This is a genomic window from Sphingopyxis sp. YR583, assembly GCF_900108295.1.
Classification (GTDB): Bacteria; Pseudomonadota; Alphaproteobacteria; order Sphingomonadales; family Sphingomonadaceae; genus Sphingopyxis.
In genome coordinates this window covers 765,293-784,437 of sequence record NZ_FNWK01000001.1, presented here as the reverse complement: position 1 = coordinate 784,437, position 19,145 = coordinate 765,293, and the positions used below count along the sequence as shown (strand labels likewise).

General features: G+C 64.4%; 18 protein-coding genes. 8 read left to right on the top strand and 10 right to left on the bottom strand.

All coding sequences use genetic code 11. The features are described from left to right. Nucleotides 1–9: 9 nt before the first annotated feature. Nucleotides 10–282, top strand: a complete 273-nt coding sequence (locus BLW56_RS03540) for a hypothetical protein (protein ID WP_093509263.1) — start codon at nt 10–12, stop codon at nt 280–282. On the opposite strand, the gene BLW56_RS03535 is transcribed toward BLW56_RS03540, so the two are convergent. The 4 genes from BLW56_RS03535 to BLW56_RS20545 are packed head-to-tail and all read right to left on the bottom strand — an operon-like array spanning nt 279 to nt 4,234. After that, complete coding sequence (locus BLW56_RS03535; RefSeq protein WP_093509262.1) at nt 279–1,469, bottom strand: glycosyltransferase family 4 protein; 1,191 nt, start codon at nt 1,467–1,469, stop codon at nt 279–281. The genes BLW56_RS03540 and BLW56_RS03535 overlap by 4 nt on opposite strands. A gap of 37 nt (nt 1,470–1,506) precedes the next feature. Continuing rightward, the gene (locus BLW56_RS03530; RefSeq protein WP_093509261.1) at nt 1,507–2,520 is read right to left on the bottom strand and encodes an NAD-dependent epimerase/dehydratase family protein; all 1,014 of its coding nucleotides are present in this window, start codon (nt 2,518–2,520) and stop codon (nt 1,507–1,509) included. Then, a complete protein-coding gene (locus BLW56_RS03525) occupies nt 2,517–3,869 on the bottom strand; it encodes a UDP-glucose dehydrogenase family protein (RefSeq protein WP_093509260.1) in 1,353 nt (450 codons plus the stop codon). The genes BLW56_RS03530 and BLW56_RS03525 overlap by 4 nt, the downstream gene beginning before the upstream one ends. Next, on the bottom strand, nt 3,869–4,234 hold the full coding sequence (locus BLW56_RS20545) for a hypothetical protein (protein ID WP_177175800.1): 366 nt from the start codon (nt 4,232–4,234) through the stop codon (nt 3,869–3,871). Before BLW56_RS20545 ends, BLW56_RS03525 begins: the two co-directional genes overlap by 1 nt. Before the next feature lie 25 nt (nt 4,235–4,259). Between BLW56_RS20545 and BLW56_RS03520 the strand changes: the two genes are divergently transcribed. From BLW56_RS03520 to BLW56_RS03500, 5 genes are all read left to right on the top strand, one after another. After that, nucleotides 4,260–5,450, top strand: a complete 1,191-nt coding sequence (locus tag BLW56_RS03520; protein WP_256203276.1) for an aldehyde dehydrogenase family protein — start codon at nt 4,260–4,262, stop codon at nt 5,448–5,450. A 70-nt stretch (nt 5,451–5,520) separates the two neighbouring features. Next, on the top strand, nt 5,521–6,456 hold the full coding sequence (locus tag BLW56_RS03515; RefSeq protein WP_093509258.1) for a hypothetical protein: 936 nt from the start codon (nt 5,521–5,523) through the stop codon (nt 6,454–6,456). 157 nt (nt 6,457–6,613) lie between these two features. After that, complete coding sequence (locus tag BLW56_RS03510) at nt 6,614–7,471, top strand: UTP--glucose-1-phosphate uridylyltransferase (RefSeq protein ID WP_093509257.1); 858 nt, start codon at nt 6,614–6,616, stop codon at nt 7,469–7,471. A gap of 22 nt (nt 7,472–7,493) precedes the next feature. Further along, on the top strand, nt 7,494–9,647 hold the full coding sequence (locus BLW56_RS03505; RefSeq protein WP_177175798.1) for a GumC family protein: 2,154 nt from the start codon (nt 7,494–7,496) through the stop codon (nt 9,645–9,647). 12 nt (nt 9,648–9,659) lie between these two features. Further along, nucleotides 9,660–11,021 (top strand): hypothetical protein, encoded by a 1,362-nt coding sequence (locus BLW56_RS03500; protein WP_093509255.1) that lies wholly within the window; start codon nt 9,660–9,662, stop codon nt 11,019–11,021. Between the two features lie 6 nt (nt 11,022–11,027). Here BLW56_RS03500 and BLW56_RS03495 read toward each other — a convergent pair whose 3' ends face one another. The 4 genes from BLW56_RS03495 to BLW56_RS03480 all read right to left on the bottom strand — a co-directional run bounded on the left by BLW56_RS03495 (nt 11,028) and on the right by BLW56_RS03480 (nt 14,887). Beyond that, nucleotides 11,028–12,272: an acyl-CoA dehydrogenase family protein gene (locus BLW56_RS03495; protein ID WP_093509254.1), complete on the bottom strand. Its 1,245-nt coding sequence runs from the start codon at nt 12,270–12,272 to the stop codon at nt 11,028–11,030. 95 nt (nt 12,273–12,367) lie between these two features. Then, the gene (locus BLW56_RS03490) at nt 12,368–13,282 is read right to left on the bottom strand and encodes a LysR family transcriptional regulator (RefSeq protein ID WP_093509253.1); all 915 of its coding nucleotides are present in this window, start codon (nt 13,280–13,282) and stop codon (nt 12,368–12,370) included. A 226-nt stretch (nt 13,283–13,508) separates the two neighbouring features. After that, on the bottom strand, nt 13,509–14,063 hold the full coding sequence (locus tag BLW56_RS03485; protein WP_093509252.1) for a cytochrome b: 555 nt from the start codon (nt 14,061–14,063) through the stop codon (nt 13,509–13,511). A 17-nt stretch (nt 14,064–14,080) separates the two neighbouring features. Further along, nucleotides 14,081–14,887, bottom strand: a complete 807-nt coding sequence (locus BLW56_RS03480; RefSeq protein WP_177175797.1) for an alpha/beta hydrolase — start codon at nt 14,885–14,887, stop codon at nt 14,081–14,083. 100 nt (nt 14,888–14,987) lie between these two features. On the opposite strand from BLW56_RS03480, the gene BLW56_RS03475 reads away from it, so the two are divergent. Both BLW56_RS03475 and BLW56_RS03470 read left to right on the top strand, forming a co-directional pair. Then, nucleotides 14,988–16,067: a FecCD family ABC transporter permease gene (locus tag BLW56_RS03475; RefSeq protein ID WP_218140483.1), complete on the top strand. Its 1,080-nt coding sequence runs from the start codon at nt 14,988–14,990 to the stop codon at nt 16,065–16,067. After that, nucleotides 16,064–16,843, top strand: coding sequence for an ABC transporter ATP-binding protein (locus BLW56_RS03470; protein ID WP_093509249.1), 780 nt, complete (start codon nt 16,064–16,066; stop codon nt 16,841–16,843). The genes BLW56_RS03475 and BLW56_RS03470 overlap by 4 nt, the downstream gene beginning before the upstream one ends. Before the next feature lie 59 nt (nt 16,844–16,902). Here BLW56_RS03470 and BLW56_RS03465 read toward each other — a convergent pair whose 3' ends face one another. Next, entirely contained in the window at nt 16,903–17,964 is a 1,062-nt protein-coding gene (locus BLW56_RS03465; protein ID WP_093509248.1) for a YncE family protein, read from the bottom strand. 1 nt (nt 17,965) lies between these two features. Beyond that, nucleotides 17,966–19,132, bottom strand: a complete 1,167-nt coding sequence (locus BLW56_RS03460) for an ABC transporter substrate-binding protein (protein WP_218140482.1) — start codon at nt 19,130–19,132, stop codon at nt 17,966–17,968. Between the last annotated feature and the right edge of the window lie 13 nt (nt 19,133–19,145).

Here is a 19,145-nt window from a genome sequence, read left to right as displayed (position 1 = left end):
AGAGTTTCCATGGATCGCCGAACGCTGCTGACTTCGATTGCAGGCACCGCTGCGGCAGGCGCCTGCACCGCGAAAGGCGCGGGATCGGAAAGCGCCGGGCGGCCGACACTGACGATCGATGCCGTAGGGGCGGGGCGCTGGCGCGTCCGTAGCTGGCAGTGGCGGGCCAACGCCTGGCACCCGCTGATCGCATGGGCGACGCGGTCCGATGCAGGGATCGAGGTCAGCGGGGCGATCGAGGCGGCGGATCGGGCGAAGGTCTTGGCCCGGCTCGGCGTCTAGGCTTCGACTATACCCGAATAGACGGCCCGGCGTGGAGCCTTGCGCCCGGGTGCGAGCGTCGCGCGATAGACGTCGAGCGTCTCCTCCGCCGCTCTGTCCCAACTGAAGCGCGCGCGGACGGCGTCGCGGTCGATCTGAAAGTTGGCGCAGTCCGTATTCAGTCGCTCGGTAAGCGCCGCGACATCGCCGACCGGGAAATAATTCGCCGGATCAAGCCCGATGTCGAGATTGGCGGAGATGTCGCTCAGCAGCATTCGCGCGCCGCAATTCGCCGCCTCCAGCGCCGCGATCGGCAGGCCCTCGTGATAGGATGGCATCACGAACAGCGCGCAATGTTCGTACAGGCATTTCAGCGTTGCGCGCGACTGCACCCCGGCGAAGATCACGCGCTCGCTGGCGCGGGCGAGCAGGTCGCGGGCATATTCGCTTTCATGGTCGGCCGAACCCGCGATCACCAGTTTTGCCGTGCAATTCGACCGCTCATAGGCGTCGATCAGGTCGTGCAGACCCTTTTCGGGAACGAGCCGCGCGACTGCGAGAAGGAAATTTCCATCCTCGAGCCCCAGGCGTTCGAGCACCAGCGCCGGATCGGCCTCGCCGGGCAGGTCGGAGGTGCCGTTGGGAATGTAGGATATCGCCTCCGCGCGTTTCGGGAAGCTCCGTTGTAACTGCGTCGCGAGCGAAGGTGAGACGGCGATCACCCGGTTGGCGAACGTCAGCGCCAGCCATTCGCCGGCACGCAGGGCGCTGCGCGCGAGGAGGCCCCATTTGGCGCGATGATAGTCGGTGCCGTGGTGCGTCATGACGACCTTCAGTCCCAGCAGCCGGGCCAATGGCGCGAGCAGCCCCGGGCCGATCGCATGGATATGGATCAATCCGGCGCGACGCTTGCGCGCGGACAGGACGGCGAGGAAGGTCGATACCAAGGCCTCCAGATTTTGCGAGCGTGGGCAGGGAATGCCGACGATCTCGACCCCGCGATGCTCGCCCAGCGGTTCGGGCAAGTAGGGCGCGCGGCCGAGCACCACCGAACGATGATCGGGCCAGATCGCCTTGATCCGCGGCAGCAATTCCTCGCAGTGGCTTTCGATCCCGCCCATCACATGCGGAAAGCCGCGGAGGCCGGTCACGCAGATGACGGGCGCGCCCGCGGGCTCGCCGGAAGACATATTCGTCCGTTGCAGCATTATTCGACTCCACTAGCGCCCCGCCGGATTTTCCGGCTCAGGCCACCGCTGCCATCGGCCCTCTTCCACCACTTTCGATTTCACCCAGATACCAGTCGACGAACCGCTCGATCCCCCGCGCAAGCGGGACCTTGGGGCTGTATCCGGTGAGCGCGTTGATCGCCGAGATGTCGGCATAAGTCGCGGTCACGTCGCCCGGCTGCATCGGCCGCATGAGCTTGATCGCCGGACGTCCGAGCGCGCGTTCGAGGACCGAGATCATGTCCATCAATCCGACGGGATTGCAGTCGCCGATGTTGAGCAACCGGTTCTCGCCGCCCGCGGGTGGGCGGTCGAGAACGCCGACGACGCCGTCGACGATATCGTCGATATAGGTGAAATCGCGCGCCATCCGACCTTCGCCGAATACTTCGATCGGCTGGCCGAGCAGGATTTTCTGCGCGAAGCCATAATAGGCCATGTCGGGTCGGCCCCATGGACCATAGACGGTGAAGAAGCGCAGCCCGCTGAGCGGCAGGTGATAGAGCTTGGCATAGCTCTCGCTCATCAACTCGCAGCTCCGCTTGGTCGCCGCATAGAGCGAAACCGGCGCAGTGCAGGGCTCGTCCTCGCGAAAACCCGTGCCGCCGAGCGGTCGGTCGCCATAGACCGAACTCGACGAGGCATAGACGAGATGCTCGATATTGCCCGCGTGGCGCGCCGCCTCGAGCACCGCGAGATGTCCTTTGAGATTGCTGTGCTCATAGGCGAAGGGGTTTTCGAGGCTGTAGCGTACCCCTGCCTGCGCAGCGAGATGGACGATCCGGCGAATGCCATTCGCCTCGACGAGTTCGCTGATCAGCCCGGGGCTGGCGATGTCTCCGTCGATCAACCGGAAATTGAAATTGTCCGTCAGCCGCGCTGTACGCGCCTTCTTGAGCGCGACATCATAGTAGTCGGTGAAATTATCGAGCCCAAGCACGCGTTCGCCGCGCGCAAGCAGCCGTTCGGACACCGCATGACCGATGAAGCCCGCGGCGCCGGTTACCAATATGGGACTGCCGTTGGTCATGCGGCGCGCCTCGCGTTCGCGGTGTCCGCGTCGTCGGAGGGCTGGCCCGGCAGGCCGACACCGACATAGTGCAGGCCCGCTTCCTCAGCCCGTGCCTGCGGATAGATATTGCGGAGGTCGACGAGCACGGGATCGGCCATCACGGCCTTGATCCGCGCAAGGTCGAGCGCGCGGAATGCGTCCCATTCGGTGACGATCACCGTCGCTGCCGCGCCTTCGGCGGCGGCATAGGCGGAGGATGCATATTCGACATCGTTCAGCACGGCCTTGGCCGCGTCCATGCCCTCCGGGTCATAGGCGCGAACCTTGGCGCCCGCATCCTGCAACGTCTGGATGATCGCGATCGACGGCGCATCGCGCATGTCGTCGGTGTTCGGTTTGAAGGTCAGCCCGAGCACGGCGACCGTGCGGCCGCGCACCCGCCCGCCCATCGCGGCGATAACCTTGCGGCCCATCGCGCGCTTGCGTTGCTCGTTCACCGCGACCGTCGCTTCGATCAGCCGCAGCGGCGCGTCATGGTCCTGCGCCGTCTTCATCAGTGCAAGCGTGTCCTTGGGAAAGCAGGAGCCTCCATAACCGGGACCGGCATTCAGGAACTTCGCGCCGATCCGGTTGTCGAGCCCGATACCGCGCGCAACTTCCTGAACATCGGCTCCCACCCGTTCGCACAGGTCCGCCATCTCGTTGATGTAGGTGATCTTCATCGCGAGGAAGGCATTGGCGGCATATTTGGTCAGTTCACTGGTGCGCCGGCTGGTGAAGACGATCGGGGCCTTGTTCAGCGACAGCGGGCGATAGACTTCCTCGAGCGGCGCGCGGGCACGCTCGTCCTCGATGCCGATCACGACGCGGTCGGGGCGCTTGAAATCCTCGATCGCGGCCCCTTCGCGCAGGAATTCGGGGTTCGAGGCGACGGCGAATTCGGCGACAGGGTTGCACTCGCGAATGATCCGCTCGACCTCGTCGCCGGTACCGACGGGCACGGTCGACTTGGTTACGATGACGGTGAACCCGGACAGCGCCCCGGCGATCTCGCGCGCCGCATCATGGACATAGGACAGGTCGGCATGGCCATCGCCGCGGCGGCTGGGGGTGCCGACCGCAATAAACACGACATCGGCGGCGCCGACCGCCTCGGACAACTCGGTGGTAAAGGCGAGGTTACCTGCCGCGACATTGCGCGCGACCAGCCCGTCGAGCCCGGGTTCATAGATGGGGATGCCGCCGGCGTGCAGGCGGGCGATCTTGCTAGCGTCCTTGTCGACACAGGTCACATGATGGCCGAAATCGGCAAAACACGCGCCAGATACGAGCCCGACATAGCCGGACCCGATCATTACGATACGCATTACGCGTTGCTCCCTTTTTGTATGAAGGCGATTTTTGTGCGCCTGCGAACAATCGCGTCGCGACGGTTAACGGTCAACTTGCCAGCTTTGAGCGGAGGCAATTGGAAGGCGAAATGATCGTTCCCAAAATCCCGACCCAGAACGGGACAGGCTGAGGAAATGCTATATATCAGAAGCAGATAATTCGCGGCTTCGGCTAAACGACGGTCAGGCGATTTGGCTGCAATGCGACGAAACGCTTCGACTTGAACTTGCCTCGGGTCGGCGGCGAAGTAGAAGCTGGACGGGATAAAGGGTGGGAAGGGCAGGATGCTGGAAGCGCAACGCGCGGCATTTTTCGCCGACTTGCCGGTCTCGCTGGCCATTCGCCGCGACCGGCTGCGGCGCGCAATGCTGATGATCGAACAAAATGACGATGCGCTCTGCGCCGCGCTCGCTGCGGATCAGGCGAATCAGGATGCCGAGTCTGCACTACTTACTGAAGTGACGCCGGCGATCGCGGCGCTACGTGCATCGCTGGGCAATGTCGGCCGCTGGATGCGGTCCGAAGGCGGCGGCGGTCTGCTCGCGCGGTTGGGCGGGGGCAGCGACTATGCCGAATATCAGCCGCTCGGGGTTGTCGGCATATCGGTGCCAGCGTCCTTGCCGCTCCTCCAGACGGCGAATATCGTTGCGAGCGCGCTCGCCGCGGGCAACCGGGTGATGCTGAAATTCGACGCGGCTTCGCCCGAACTTGGCCGGCTGATCGGCGATCTGGCCCCCGCTTTTTTCGATCCGCTAGAACTGGCGGTGGCGTCCAATGACGACTTTGCCGAACAGGCTTTCGACCTTTTGGTTACCGACGAACCGCAGGACGGCGGGGGGATGACGATCGCGCGTTCGAGCAAATCGCCAGCCATTATCGGTCGCTCGGCCGATTATGTGAAGACGTCAGGCAATGTTATCGCCCGTAAATGCCGCAAGGGCGGACGGATGCCGTTTGCGCCCGATTATCTTTTGGTGCCCGAGGAGCAGGAGGAGGCTATCGCCGCGTGGTTGTGGCGTGCGGCGATGCAGTCGGCTCGCGACGAGACTGCATCGACGGATGCTGAACGGCAGCGGCTGGCCCGGCTATTGGACGACGCGCGTGCGCGTGGAGGCGAGGTAATGACTGCCGAGCCGCGCGGGCGCGGCGTACCGTTCCACATTATCCGCCACGCCAGCGAGGATATGCTTGTGATGCGCGAGGATATCGCGGGCCCGATCCTGCCGCTGCGCAACTATGCGCGGATAGAGGACGCGATCGCCACGATCCGCCGTCGGCCGCCACCGCTCGCCATCTATTATTTCGGGCGCGATTCGGCTGAGCGCCGACATGTGCTCGAACAGACGCTGTCATCGGTCATTGCGTTCGACGGCCGGTGTCCTGTGGCCGCCAAGCTCGAAGTCGGCATGGCACCTAACATCGGGCATGACGAAGCCGGCTTCCGCCAGTTCAGCCGGATCCGGCATGTATATCGCCAGCCTTTGCTCGGTTTCATGCGTCGACCCGACCGCGAAGTTCGTGACGATCTCGGCGGAGCGGCATCGGCGCTGCGCTAATCCCGGGCATGCCACGCAACGCCTCATAGTACTGGCATCATATCGCATGGGATGGCTAACGCCGTGACGTATGGACGGCACATCCTCTCTTTTTGGCGGCGTGGTTTCGGTCGTCGCGGGCGGAGAGCCGGTCTATTTCGTGCAATCGGACGGCATTTATCGCGGTATAAGGGCGCGTGATGTCGGCAATGGCCTGTTCGTGATCCGCGAACCGGTTCGCGATGTGCAGATTGCCGGTATCCGTGTGGATGGCGGCTACCGGGTGATCGAGAATAGCGCCGCGCCCGACCTGGTCGCCGCCGGCTGTGTGGGGCTTCGCGTCCGCGGCGCGCGCGCCAGCAATCTCCGGCGCAGCTTCGCCCGAATCCGCTATGACAGCCACGATGGCGTGATCGAGGATGTCAGCGCGAGCGGTACGCTCGTCACCGGCGCCACCGATCTGCCGGTCGGCATCGCCTTCGACGGGACGGCGCATGATTTTCGGGTCGAGCGATGCTTCATGCGCGGCTTTCAATGGCAACGCGACGCCGGGCAATATTGGAACGGCGACGGCTTTTCGACCGAGCGCGGCAATGCGCGGTTCCAGTTCCGCCTATGCGCCGCATGGGACAATAGCGACGGCGGATTCGACCTCAAATCGACCGAAACGACGCTCGACGATTGTGTAAGCGGCCGGAATGCACGCAATTTCCGGCTGTGGTCGAGCATTCGGGCGACGCGGCTCATCAGCCTCGATCCCGTGAAGATCGGGGGTATCGGCGACACCAACCATTTCACCATCATGGCGGCGAAAGATGCAAGCGAGCCGCTGGTCATCGCTATCGACCATCTGGTCGTGAAGAGTGATCGCGGCTGGCCGATCTTCGACGTCCACAACGGCCCCGCAAAAATCATCGTGGGCTCGCACGACATCCAGGTGCCCGCGGGCACGCCGCTCGTGCGTTCGCGCGGCGGAGGATCGGTGCCGGGCGGAGTGTCCTTTGCCGGGACACCTCCAAAGCTTTAACTGTCCGGGCGCACTTTGCACACGCTTTGGCGCCGGGCTCTTGCTGCGATGCAGCGTAAGGGCGCAGTTGCCGTCCGTCAGCGCGCGGCGATCGTGTCTGCAAAAATCCGAATGCTGGTTTTGGGGGGGAGCCCAGTGACCAGAAAAGGGTGAAAAGATGCGAAAAATACGCAAGGCCGTGTTCCCCATCGGCGGCCTTGGAACCCGGTTCCTTCCGGCTACCAAATCGATGCCGAAGGAGATGCTGCCGGTCGTCGACCGGCCGCTGATCCAATATGCTGTCGATGAGGCCCGCGAAGCGGGCATCGAGCAGTTCATCTTCGTGACGAGCCGCGGCAAGAGCCTGATCGAGGATCATTTCGACCATGCCTTCGAACTCGAAGAGGCGATGGCCCGGCGCGGCAAGTCGCTTGCCGCGCTCGACGGAACCCGCCCGCCGCCGGGCGATATCAACATCGTGCGGCAGCAGGAGCCGTTGGGGCTCGGCCACGCCGTGTGGTGCGCGCGCCGCCTCGTCGGCGACGAGCCCTTTGCGGTCCTTCTCCCCGACGATCTGATGGTCGGTGAACCCGGGTGCCTCAAGCAGATGGTCGAAGCCTATGCCGACCTCGGCGGCAATCTCATTTGCACCGAGGAAGTGGCGGCGGAGGACACGCACAAATATGGCATTGTCACGCCGGGCGTGAGCGCCGGCGCGATCACCGAAGTGAAGGGGCTGGTCGAAAAGCCCGCTCCGGATGTTGCGCCGTCGCGCCTTGCCGTCATCGGCCGCTATATCCTGCAACCCGAGGTGATGGGCGTTCTCGGCAGTCAGGAGGAAGGCGCCGGGGGCGAAATCCAGCTTACCGACGCGCTGGCGCGGATGATCGGCGAGCAGCCGTTTCACGGCGTCACCTTCGAAGGGAAGCGGTACGATTGCGGCGACAAGAGCGGTTTCGTGACTGCAACGCTCGCACTGGCACTAGGCCGCCCCGACATCGCCCCCGCGGTGCGCGCGTTCCTGGCTGCGGCGTGATATGGACGCTGTCACAAGGCATATGCCGCGCGGCCGGCAAGCGGACCCGCAGGTCGATCGCGGTGCGCTGATCGACCTGCGAAGGGTCGGCGGCGTCCTGCGCCGGCGATGGATGATATTATGTGCGGCGATGGCCGCGGCGATCGTGATCGCCGCGGCCGCCTATCTGGCTGCCGAACCGCGTTATTTCGCCACCGCGCAGGTCGCGCTCGAGCGGACGGCCGAGCAGGTCATCAAGGTCGATTCGGTGATCCCCACCACCGACCCCGATTCGGCGGCGGTCGATACCGAGGTGCAGGTCTTGCGCTCGCCCGAATTGATCGGGCGGGTGGTCGACAGGCTCAAGCTCGACCGCGACCCGGCGTTCAACGAAGCTGCGGGGCAGGGGACGCCGAAGCAGCCCGACCTGATCGGGCGGCAGCGTGCGATCGGCACCATATTGAGTGGTCTGACGGTCAAGCGCGACGGGCTTTCCTATGCCATCAGCGTGTCGTTCGAGGGCGCCACACCGGTGCAATCGGCGCAGGTCGCCAACGCCCTCGTCGACAATTATGTCGCTGGGCAAACTGGCGCAAAGACCGAGGCGACGCACCGCGCGCGTGGCTTCCTTGAGCAAAGACTTCAGGACCTTCGCGCGCAGGTCGTCGGTGCCGAGCGCGAAGTCGCCGATTATCGTGCGGCGCACAGCCTGTTCGCGGTCTCCGAAGCGAGCACGGTGACGCAGCAGGAATTGTCGGGTCTTTCGACCCAGCTCGCGCAGGCCAAGGCCGAAAATGCCGCAGCGCAGGCTCGCCTTTCCGCCGCGCGCGCGCAGTTGAGGGGCGGGCGCACCGGCGAAGAGCTTGGCGATTCGCTCGATTCCCCTGTGGTCAGCCAGCTTCGCGCCCAGCGCGCCGAGGTGGCGCGCGAGGTCGGGGCGCTGGAAAAACGCTATGGCCCGCGCCATCCCGATCTCGTCCGCGCGCAGAGCCAGCTTCGCGTTGCCGATCAGCAGATCGCGGCCGAGGTGCAGCGTATCGTCTCCAACGTCTCGATCCAGGCGAGTATCGCCAGCCAGCGTGCGGGTTCGCTGGCAGGGTCGGTGGCGCAGTCGCAGGGCAAGCTTGCCAGCGACAATGAGGCGTCAGTGCGGCTGAACGAACTGGAGCGAAACGCCGAATCCGCGCGGACGCTCTATCAGGCATTCCTTGACCGCTATCGCCAGACGGTCGCGCAATCGGGGCTGGAGCGCAGCGATGCCTATATCGTCAGCCGCGCGCGCGTTCCGGGTGCGCCGAGTTCGCCCAACATGCTGATCTATGCCGCGATGGCGGTCGTGGGCGGACTGGGCATCGGTGTGTTGCTCGTCGTCCTGCTCCAACTGCTCGAACGTGGCATCGAAACGAGCGACGCGGTCGAGGAAATATTGGGCCTGTCGACGCTCGCGTCTATCCCCGATGCGAATACGCTGCCCGGCTATCGCAAGCTGGGTCCGCCGGCGCCGCCGGCGGAGTTGCTGCTCAAGCGGCCGCAATCGACCTATGCCGAGGCTTTCCGTATCCTGCGAACGTCGATCCAGTTCGCCGAGGCGGCGCAGCCGGTGCGTGTGGTCGCGATCACCTCGGCGGTACCGGGCGAGGGCAAGACGACCACCGCGATGGGTCTCGCCCGGGCGGTCGCGGCGGCAGGCGGCAAGGTGCTGTTGATCGATGCCGACGCGCGGCGGCGTGCCTCCAGCCGGCAGTTTGCCGACGGTGTCACGCTGGGACTCGACGAGGTTCTTGCGGGACAGGCGACGCTCGATCAGGCGATCGTGAAGGATAGCATGTCGGGCGCGTTCCTGCTGCCGCAGCGGATCGATTCCAAAGGCGTCGGCCTGACCGAGAGCCCGCGACTTGCCGAACTGATCGAGCAGGTGCGCGAGCGTTACGACCTTGTGATCCTCGACACGCCGCCGGTGCTGCCGGTCGACGAGGCGCGCGTGATCGCCAGCATGGCCGATGGCGTGGTGCTTCTCGTGCGCTGGCGCAAGACGCCGTCGAAGGCAGTTTCGGTGGCATTGCGGCGGCTGTACGACGTCCATGCCGAAATGCTGGGCGCGGTGCTGACATTGGTCGACGTGCGCGAACAGGAGCGGGCCGGTTATGAAGATGGCGGTACCTTCCTGAAGGCGTATCGCCCCTATTATGCCGACTGACCAAGGGGCGCTATGACCGCGCAGGCGCTACCCTATGGTCCGTCGTTCGGGCTCGCGATCCTGCTGCCGGTCACCGCGGTGCTGCTCGTCTCGCTCGTCATCGCGGCGCGGCGGGCGGGCAGCGTCGCGGGCGCATTTGTCGTGGTGGCGCTGTGGATGCGCTATACCGCCGGCGCCTATCATCTCTACATGTTCAAACCGCTCGCCGGCGGCCTTTCGGGCAATGCGCTGCTGTCGATCGGCGTGACCGCGTTCGGACTGCTTTTCGTCGTCAGGCCCGCCAATCTGGCGCTCAAATGGCTGCTGCCGGTCTATGCGCTGATCTTGCTCGCGCTGTTCAGCGCCGCGCTGAATGGCGATGCGGCGGGCGGCATCAACGCGGCGGTCAAATATGCCTATATGATCGTCATCCTGGTCGCGGTGTTTCAGGCGCTGCGCATCGACCCCGAGGCACGCTTTCTCAGCTGGGCGATGGTTTCTTTCCTGCCGCTGCTCGTTTTCCAGATGCTCTCGCTGGCGCTGAACCTGCCCAAGGGGTCGGAGGATGGAGACGGGCTCGTCTGGATCGGCGGCTATAATCACGAAGCGGCGTTTTCGGTCGCGATGATGACGGGGTTTCTGGTCGGCTGCTTTGCGAAGTCGGCGCCGCGATGGGTCCGGATCGCGTTCCTGACCGCGACCTTCATCGGCGTCCTCCTCGCCGGCTATCGCACGACGATCCTGGCCTTTGCTCCGCTCGCGCTGGCGGTGTTCCTGAGCGGGCTGACAATGAGCGTGCGGCGCGACCAGCGCGCCGCGATGGCGGTCACCGCGATGGTGGCGGGTGTCCTGTTCGTCTCGGTCGCGGCGCTGTTCTACAGCGAGAAATTCGCCGACCTTGCCGCCTTTCTCGCGGACCCGGCCGGCATGATCAAACCCCCGCGCGATTTCGACCTTCTCGAACGGCAGGTGATGTCGGCACGCCCGCTGATCTGGAGCAGCTATATCTATGCCTGGGCCGAGGGGACGCCGATCCAGCATCTGTTCGGCTTGGGGCCGGAGAGCTGGGAGGGCGTGTTCAAGGTCTATCCTCACAACACGCTGGTCGCGACGCTCTATGAACTCGGCTGGTCCGGGATTGCGGCGATGGTCACGCTATGGACGGCGATGTTCGCTGCGGCGGCATCGGCGCGCGGCGAGCGCTTCAAGCTGCTCGCCGCGCATTTTGCTTTCTTCCTGCTCAACATGGCGACAATGCCCTTCTGGCAGGTCGAGGGGCTGGCGCTCTACGGATTGCTTTGTGGTTACACCATCCATGCCGCCCGGTCGGCGCCGCGTCCGCTGTTTCGGTCACGGCGCCTGATTTCGGACGCGAGGGTGCGGCCTTCATTCTAGCGGCGTCTAGTGTCGCCCCAGTTCGTCGCGGCCGACCACCATGTAATGAACCTCGTCCGGACCGTCGGCAAAGCGCAAGTGGCGCACGTCGGCGTACAGGTCCGCCAGCGGCGTCCATTGCGAGATGCCGGTCGCGCCGTGGATCTGGATCGCCTGGTCGATGATCTGGCACGTGCGTTCGGGGACCATCGCCTTTGCCATGCTGACCCAGACGCGCGCCTCGCGATTGCCGAGCAGGTCCATCGCCTTTGCGGCCTTGAGTACGATCAGGCGCATCGCCTCGATCTCGATCCGCGCGCGCGCGATGACTTCCAGATTTTTGCCGAGTTGCGAAATCTGGCGGCCGAAGGCGGTACGCGAATTGCCGCGTTTCACCATCAGGTCGAGCGCACGTTCGGCCTTGCCGATCGTGCGCATGCAGTGGTGAATACGGCCCGGCCCGAGGCGCATCTGCGAAATCTCGAACCCGCGGCCTTCGCCGAGCAGGATATTCTCCTTGGGCACGCGGACGTTTTCGAAGCGCATGTGCATATGCCCCTGCGGTGCATGGTCGGCGCCAAAGACGTGCATCGGACCGAGTACTTTCACCCCCGGCGTGTCCATCGGCACGAGGATCTGCGAATGTTGCGCCTTTCGCGCGGCTTCGGGGTTGGTGTTGACCATGCAGATCAGGATCTTGCAGCGCGGGTCGCCGGCGCCGCTGATGAAATATTTCTCGCCGTTGATGACCCATTCGTCGCCTTCGAGGCGCGCGCTCGTCTCAAGGTTGCTGGCATCCGACGAGGCGACGCCGGGTTCGGTCATCACATAGGCCGAGCGGATTTCGCCGTTGAGAAGCGGCTTGAGCCAGCGTTCCTTCTGCTCGGGTGTGCCGACCATTTCGAGCACTTCCATATTGCCCGTGTCGGGCGCCGAGCAGTTCAGCGATTCCGATGCCAGCGGCGACTTGCCGAGTTCGGCCGCGATATAGGCATAGTCGAGGTTGGTGAGCGGCGTTCCCGTGTCGCCGTGCGGCAGGAAGAAATTCCACAGGCCTGCGGCCTTCGCCTTGTTCTTTGCGCCTTCGAGCAGCTCGAGCTGGCCCGGCGCCCAACTCCAGCGATCGGCGCGGCCTTCGCCGAGACGGAAAAACTCTTGGGTGATCGGATCGACATTTTCGGCGATGTGGCGTTTGACCGCATCGAACAGTGGCTGCGCTTCCTTCGACATACGAAGGTCGTTGAGTTCGGTTTCGAGTTCGATCTCGGTCATGGCAATTCTCCGCTAGGTTTCGCCGGAAATCTAGCCGCGCCTTGTCATCGAGGAAAATGATAGGAACGAATATAGGATATTCGCACGGCGAATGACTATTCGGGCTGCGTCAGCTCGTCGGCAATGATCGCACGGAGCCAGCGAAGACCCGGGTCTGCCTGCGCCGCCTGATGCCAGTAAAGATAGCTTCCGCCCTGTTCGACCGGAAGCGGGAGGTCGACGAGTTGCATCGGCCACATCGCGCCCAGCATCTCGGCATGCGACCGGGGCAGTGAAAACAGCATGTCGGATGTCGCGACGATCTGCCACGCGGTGATCGCATGCTGACAGCGCACCGCGACGCGCCGTGCGAGGCCCATGCGGTCGAGCGCCATATCCTCGATCCCGGGGCCATAGGGCCGCGATGTCGCGATGATATGTTCGAGCGAGAGATAGGTATCGAGGTCGATCTTCCCGTCGACGCGCGGATGTCCCTTGCGCGCCACGATAACGAGGGGTTCGGTCCCGAGATAATGACGCTGGAGCCGGTCGTCGGCGGGCAGCGCGACGTCGAGCGCGAGGTCGAGGTCGCCGCTCGCGAGCATCAAGACGAGATCGCGGCGGCGGAAGGTCACGCTTGCGAGTGCGACATGCGGAGCCTCACGCCGGACGCGCGCGACGAGCGAGGAGAAGCGCGGCATTTCGCCCGACAGGCGCACGCCGATGCGGAACTCGCGCGCCGCCTCGGCGGGATCGAACGACGCGGCGGCATCGAGCGCCGCGTCGAGCCCGCGCAATGCTTCGCGCACCGGACCCGCAATTGCACGCGCCGCAGGGGTGGGCACCAGCTTGTTGCCCTGCCGCACGAAGAGCGGGTCGTCGAACTGTGTTCGCAAGCGTGTCAGCGCATGGCTGATCGCGGGCTGCGACAGGTTCAGATGACGCGCGGCCGCCGACACGCCGCCCTTGACGAAAATGGCGTCGAATATTCGCAGCAGGTTGAGATCGAACCTGGCGAGCTGCCGCAACATCCTCCTCCTCCGCGCCGTGACATATGACGATCGGCCCTAATCGCTAACGGAGCGGAAGGAAACCGTGGCTACACCGGGCCGACGGACCACATCTGCAGGCTGATGGTGATATGGTTCGGAAGAAGTCATGAGGCTGATTCATCGCTGCGGTCGGGCAGCTGAAACCCGTCGCCACCCGAGGAATATCGCATTCGCAGCCGGTCAGAGGTGCCACAAATTTACGATGCTACCGGATCAGTGTGCCACCGCCCGCCATACGTTCGAGAATATCGTCACGCCACCAGAAGCGGTGCAGCACCACCATCGCGACATGCCCGACGATCAACGCGAGGAGCGTCCAGGCGAGCAGGCCATGGAGCGCGTTCGCCGGTGCCGTCATCCATGCGATCTCTGATCCGGTTGGCGGGGAAAGCTGGATGCCGAACAGGGTGATACCCTTGCCGCTCCCAATCATTCGCAGGACCGCGAGGCCCGGGACGACAATCATCAGAGCGTAAAGAAGGATATGGCCCGCGCGTGCTGCATTGCCGATCATATTGCGCTGATAGGCCGGACGCCGGCGTCGTTGGCGAAACGCCCAGAGCGCGCGTATGGCGATAAGAGCGAAAAGCAGCACGCCGATCGACGCGTGCGTGCCGACCCAGAATTTCATCAACGGGATGCGGCCCAGAATGTTTTTCATGATCATGCCGCCGAGTTGCCAAAAGAGCAGCAACGCCATGGTCCAGTGAAAGAGGCGCGTCACCGTTCCGTAGCGGCGCGATGTGTCGGAAAGCGGCATGGGAAATCCTCCTTTGCCTATGGCGCCGTTGACGATGCGAGGCGAAGCGCGCGGGGAATGGCGGCTGACACGATCGACGCATGATCCTCTTCGGCGAGAAGCCGGTACTGGACCTTGTCGGCGCCGATTTGCCCGGCCAGCAGGTCCGCGAACTCATGCGCGCGGCGAACCATCTGCCGGTCGGCGCGCCGTTGTCGGACGTCGTCGCGATCTGCGCGGGCATCTTGCCAGGGCGGCAGGGCGTCCTCCCACTCGCCGACACATAGCAGGACGGTCGGGTTCGACGGCGCTTTTCGGGCAAGGGCATTTCGTAGCGCATCGGCGTCCCACCAGATCGACGGGCTGATCGCTGCGGCCGCAGCGAACAGGTGCGGGCGATGCGTCAGCATCCAAAGCGCGAAATATCCGCCGAGCGAATGACCGAACAAAGTGAGCGCGGACCGATCGACCGGCACCTTGTTAGCGACGGAAGGTAGCAGCTCGGTCTCGATGAAATCGGCGAAGGGGGATGCCGAACCGCGCGGTCCGAAATCCTGTTCGCGATGCCGCCTTTGCGGATCGCGCCCGGACGCGGACAGGCCGATCAGGACGAGCGGTGATGTGCCGGTCGCGTCCGGGCGCCGGCTCATGCGTGCTAGCGCCTCGACAGCCGTTTCGAAACATCCCTCGCCGTCGAGCATCACCATCGCGGGCCAGCCGCCCGCGGGCGGGGCCCCTGCGGGCGCATGGACCGCAATGCGATACGCGCCGTCCTGATACGGAAGCGTCAGAGAAAGGCGCTTTACCGCGCTGCTGTCGTCTGTCGGGGCGGCGGAAAGGGGCATGATCCGATTAGGGCTGGAATTGCGAGCGATTTTCAATAAGGCGGATGGCATTGATGCGCCTTTCGATCAACCCATGCCAATCCCGGGGAAACAAAATGTCATGATCCAGTCGGCCGGACTCTCTCCGACGATGGAAAACATGCTGGGCGATTATCGGCGTGCAGTGCGGCGGCGGTTGATCGTGATTGCGGTCATCGCCATTCTCGCTGTTGCCGCCTTTGTCGCCGACCTGGTGACCGGGCCGTCGGGCATGGGCGCGTCGGACGTGCTGTACGGCATCGTCCATTCCGACCGCATCACGGCGGGCCAGCGGGCGATCATATGGGACGTGCGATTTCCCTATGCGATGATGGCGGTGATGGTTGGCGGCGCGTTGTCGCTTGCCGGTGCGGAAATGCAGACCATCCTCGACAATCCGATGGCGAGCCCCTTTACGCTGGGCGTATCCTCGGCGGCGTCCTTTGGCGCGTCACTCGCGATCGTGCTGGGCATCAGCCTGCCGTTCGCCGGGGGCTGGGCGACCGACTGGATGGTCTCGCTCAACGCCTTTCTCTTCGCCTTCCTCGCGATGATGCTGCTTCAAGCGGTGTCGCGGCAGCGCGTAGGCGGGGCGCAAACGCTCGTTCTGCTCGGCATCGCGCTTGTCTTTGCCTTCAACGCGCTGACCTCGCTCGTGCAGTTTCTCTCGTCGCAGGAGGCGCTTCAGCAACTGGTATTCTGGACGATGGGTTCGCTGTCGCGCGCGACTTGGAGCAATGTCAGCGTGCTTGCGCTCGTTCTGCTCGGCATCGCGCCCTTTTCGCTGGCATCGGCCAAGGCGCTGACCGCGCTGCGGCTGGGCGAGGATCGGGCGCAAAGCTTCGGGGTCGATGTCGCCCGGCTGCGTTTCCTGTCGCTGCTGCGCATCAGTCTGCTTGCCGCGACCGCGGTCGCGTTTGTCGGGGCGATCGGGTTCATCGGGCTCGTCGGTCCCCATATCGCACGCATGTTGCTGGGCGAAGATCATCGCTATCTGCTTCCGGCCAGCATGCTGACGGGGGCTGCGATCATGTCGATCGCATCGACGCTGTCAAAACTGCTGGTGCCCGGTGTGCTGATGCCGGTCGGTATCGTGACGGCGATGATCGGCGTTCCAATCTTCCTGTTCCTGATCTTTCGCAGCGGAAGGCGCGGCGCATGAGTGCAGGGCTTCATGTCAGCGGCCTGTCCGCGGGGTATCGCGACCGCCGGGTGATCGAAAACCTATCGTTGCCGCCGATCGCCGCCGGCGAGACGGTCGTGTTGCTTGGTCCAAATGCAGCCGGAAAGAGCACTTTGCTGCGTGCCTTGGCGGGGCTAGCGCCCGCGTCGGGATCGGTGCGGCTCGATGGCGTCGAACTTACCGGCCTGCCGCTTGCCGATCGAGCAAAAGCGGTGACCTATATGCCGCAGACGCTGCCGCAGGGCGTGGCGTTAACGGTCCTCGAAACGGTGATCGGTGCGCTGGAAGCATCGCCGACCGGGCGGCGTGACGGTGGAGATTCCGCGGAGCGCGCCATGACGGTACTCGGCCGTGTCGGTATCGACACGCTGGCGATGCGCGGGATCGACGAGCTGTCGGGCGGACAACGCCAACTCGCGGCGCTGGCGCAGGCGTTGATACGCTCGCCGCGATTGCTACTGCTCGACGAACCGACGAGCGCGCTCGATCTCAATCATCAACTACGCGTGCTCGACCTCGCGCGAAATCTGGCGCGAGAGCAGGGGATGATTGCGGTACTGGTCCTTCACGACCTTCAGGCCGCGGCGCGGATAGCCGATCGCGTCGTCGTGCTGTCGGACGGTCAGGTGACGGCCACGGGCACTCCCGAAGAGGCGATTACGCCTGCGGTTCTTGCCGACGTGTGGCGCGTTCAGGCGCGTATCGATCATTGCGAGCGCGGTTCGCTCCGCATGGTCATCGACGACGTTTTGTAAACGGCAACGCCCGGCCCCGTGAGGGACCGGGCGCGCCGGAGAGCATGGAATTTCCGAAATCAGGGGGTGATTCGCGTAACGGTATCGCCCTTCGGATCGTCGATAGGCGGCGTGCCGGGCGCGGCGTCGCGCGGCAGGCCGCGGGCCTTGTTCGTCACATAGACGCTGTTGTCGGCGCGGTTGATCGCGATCGTCTGCGGGAAGGTGCCGGTTTCCAGATCGGCAAGCTTTTCGTAGCTTTTCGCATCGACGACGCTGAGCGTGCCGGCCCGGCGGTTCGCGACATAGATCTGGCCGACCGCTCCGTTGTAGGCGACGCTCAGTGCGCCCTCGCCAGTCGGGATCGCCTTGATGAGCGAGCCATCCTTCGCGTTCAGCACGCCGAGGATGCCGTTGCCCTGATTGGCGACGAACAGGCGCTGGCTGGCGCTGTCGAATGCGACGTTGATCGCATTCTCACCGCCGCTCGCCCAACGCGATTTGACCGCGCCGCTCTCGCTGTCGAGGACGATGACGTCGTTGCTGTTCATGCCGGTCGAGAAAATCTGCTTGTTGGCGGGATCGAGCGCGAGGCCGGTCAGTGAAATGCCCGGGACGGAGAGGACGCGGTCGAGCTTGTTACTCTTGCCGTCGATCACCCAGATCGCACTCGGCGTATCGCTGCCGCGCATGGCGCCGACTACGGTGACGTAGACCTTGTTCGCGCCTTCATCGACCGCGATCTGGCGGACATGCGCCTTTTCGCCGACCTGCACGGTTCCGACGATCTTGCCGGTCGCGATGTCGACCGCCGACACCGAGCCGTTGCGCGTGTCGGTGCCATAAAGAATCTGGGTCTTCTGGTTGATCGCGAGACCGTAAAGCGGGCTGGCCGACACATCGATCGACCCCTTGGGCTGCAAGGTGTTGCCGTCGAGCCGTGCGATGGCGCCCTTGGTTTCACCGCGCGGGCCGACCGCCGCGATGTAAAGCTCGTTATTGGCGCTGTTCTGCACGATCTCGTACAGCCCGCCCGGCGCGACCTTGGCCGACTGGTTCACGGTGGGCTGCGCCCAGGCGATTGTCACGGTTGCGAGCGTGACGAGGGCGGCCGACAGGCCGAAAGCATTGCGCATGGTCATATCAATCTCCTGATACAGCGGGGGAGGGCTGAAGGTCGGTCCAATATGATCCTTCATAAGGGACGGCGAGGAAGTCCTTGTTGATCGCGGCGAGCGTGGCTTGCGGATCGAGGTCGCCGAACAGGTCGGGATGGATCCATTTTGCGAGCGCCTCGGTCGCGACGATGTCGATCGGCGAATTGATGAGCTGATGTGACAGTCCATGGACGCGGCCCGCGCTGATCGCCGCGAGGCTGCTGATCCCGCGGCGCTCGGTCACTTTCTTGAGCGAGGCGCGCGATCGCGCTTCGTCATATTGCGGGCCGACGACAAACCCGCCCGCCTTTTCCAGATGTGGTCCGCCGGTGGCGATATAGACGTCGGGATTCTTGTCGATCACATATTCGAGGTTGAGCTTGCCGAACGGCGCCTTGATCACATCTTCGCCGATATTCTTGCCGCCGACGAAGCTGATATAGTCGCCGACATTGCCCTTGCCCGGCGAGTTGCAGCAGTCGGGGCCATTCCCGGCATGCGCTTCCAGAAATACCGTCGGGCGCTTGTCGGCGGGGATCGACGCGACGCGCTTGCTGATGACGTCGAGCTTGTCCTGGCGGAATTTATTGTAAGCAGCCGCCTGTTCCTCGCGGCCGATCAGGCGGCCGAGCAGCGTCAGGCTGCGCGGCTGATTTTCGAACGGGTGGGAGAAGAAGTCGATGAAGACCACGCCGACCTTGGCGCCGGTCAACTGACTGACCTGCGCGTCGGTCGGTCCCGAACCCAAGGACACGATCGCGGCCTTGGGCGCCGCGGCCAGTACCGCTTCGACACTGAACTCGTCCGACGAATTGGACGTCTTGGGCAGCGTCGCCAGCTTGGGGAAGCGTGCGACATAGGCCTTATATTGTTCGGGACTGATGCGGTTGACGTCGCCCGACCAGCCCGACAGCAGGCTGACCGGGTCGGGATGGATCAGCGACAGCGCGATCAGATAGCGGCCGTCATCGATCGTTAGCGGGGTAGCGGGCGACGTCAGGTCGAGCGGCCGGTCACGAAGATCGGTCAGCGCGGCCTTTTTGTCACCCTTGGTTCCGTCCTCACCCTTGCCGCAGCCCGCAAGGACGAGCGGCAGGGCGCCGAGCAGCATCAGTGCGCCGCGGCGCGAGGTGGCCGAACGTTCGAGAGTCACCCTTCTGCCTTCC

Excerpts from the sequence above, each read along its gene's own strand:
- BLW56_RS03485 (WP_093509252.1), bottom strand. The coding sequence starts at position 14,063 with ATGCCGCTTTCCGACACATCGCGCCGCTACGGAACGGTGACGCGCCTC.
- BLW56_RS03465 (WP_093509248.1), bottom strand. The coding sequence starts at position 17,964 with ATGACCATGCGCAATGCTTTCGGCCTGTCGGCCGCCCTCGTCACGCTC.
- BLW56_RS03510 (WP_093509257.1), top strand. The coding sequence starts at position 6,614 with ATGCGAAAAATACGCAAGGCCGTGTTCCCCATCGGCGGCCTTGGAACC.
- BLW56_RS03540 (WP_093509263.1), top strand. The coding sequence starts at position 10 with ATGGATCGCCGAACGCTGCTGACTTCGATTGCAGGCACCGCTGCGGCA.
- BLW56_RS03525 (WP_093509260.1), bottom strand. The coding sequence starts at position 3,869 with ATGCGTATCGTAATGATCGGGTCCGGCTATGTCGGGCTCGTATCTGGC.
- BLW56_RS03475 (WP_218140483.1), top strand. The coding sequence starts at position 14,988 with ATGATCCAGTCGGCCGGACTCTCTCCGACGATGGAAAACATGCTGGGC.
- BLW56_RS03520 (WP_256203276.1), top strand. The coding sequence starts at position 4,260 with ATGCTGATGATCGAACAAAATGACGATGCGCTCTGCGCCGCGCTCGCT.
- BLW56_RS03505 (WP_177175798.1), top strand. The coding sequence starts at position 7,494 with ATGCCGCGCGGCCGGCAAGCGGACCCGCAGGTCGATCGCGGTGCGCTG.
- BLW56_RS03480 (WP_177175797.1), bottom strand. The coding sequence starts at position 14,887 with ATGCCCCTTTCCGCCGCCCCGACAGACGACAGCAGCGCGGTAAAGCGC.
- BLW56_RS20545 (WP_177175800.1), bottom strand. The coding sequence starts at position 4,234 with ATGGCCAGCGAGACCGGCAAGTCGGCGAAAAATGCCGCGCGTTGCGCT.
- BLW56_RS03530 (WP_093509261.1), bottom strand. The coding sequence starts at position 2,520 with ATGACCAACGGCAGTCCCATATTGGTAACCGGCGCCGCGGGCTTCATC.
- BLW56_RS03495 (WP_093509254.1), bottom strand. The coding sequence starts at position 12,272 with ATGACCGAGATCGAACTCGAAACCGAACTCAACGACCTTCGTATGTCG.
- BLW56_RS03490 (WP_093509253.1), bottom strand. The coding sequence starts at position 13,282 with ATGTTGCGGCAGCTCGCCAGGTTCGATCTCAACCTGCTGCGAATATTC.
- BLW56_RS03535 (WP_093509262.1), bottom strand. The coding sequence starts at position 1,469 with ATGCTGCAACGGACGAATATGTCTTCCGGCGAGCCCGCGGGCGCGCCC.
- BLW56_RS03470 (WP_093509249.1), top strand. The coding sequence starts at position 16,064 with ATGAGTGCAGGGCTTCATGTCAGCGGCCTGTCCGCGGGGTATCGCGAC.
- BLW56_RS03500 (WP_093509255.1), top strand. The coding sequence starts at position 9,660 with ATGACCGCGCAGGCGCTACCCTATGGTCCGTCGTTCGGGCTCGCGATC.
- BLW56_RS03515 (WP_093509258.1), top strand. The coding sequence starts at position 5,521 with ATGGACGGCACATCCTCTCTTTTTGGCGGCGTGGTTTCGGTCGTCGCG.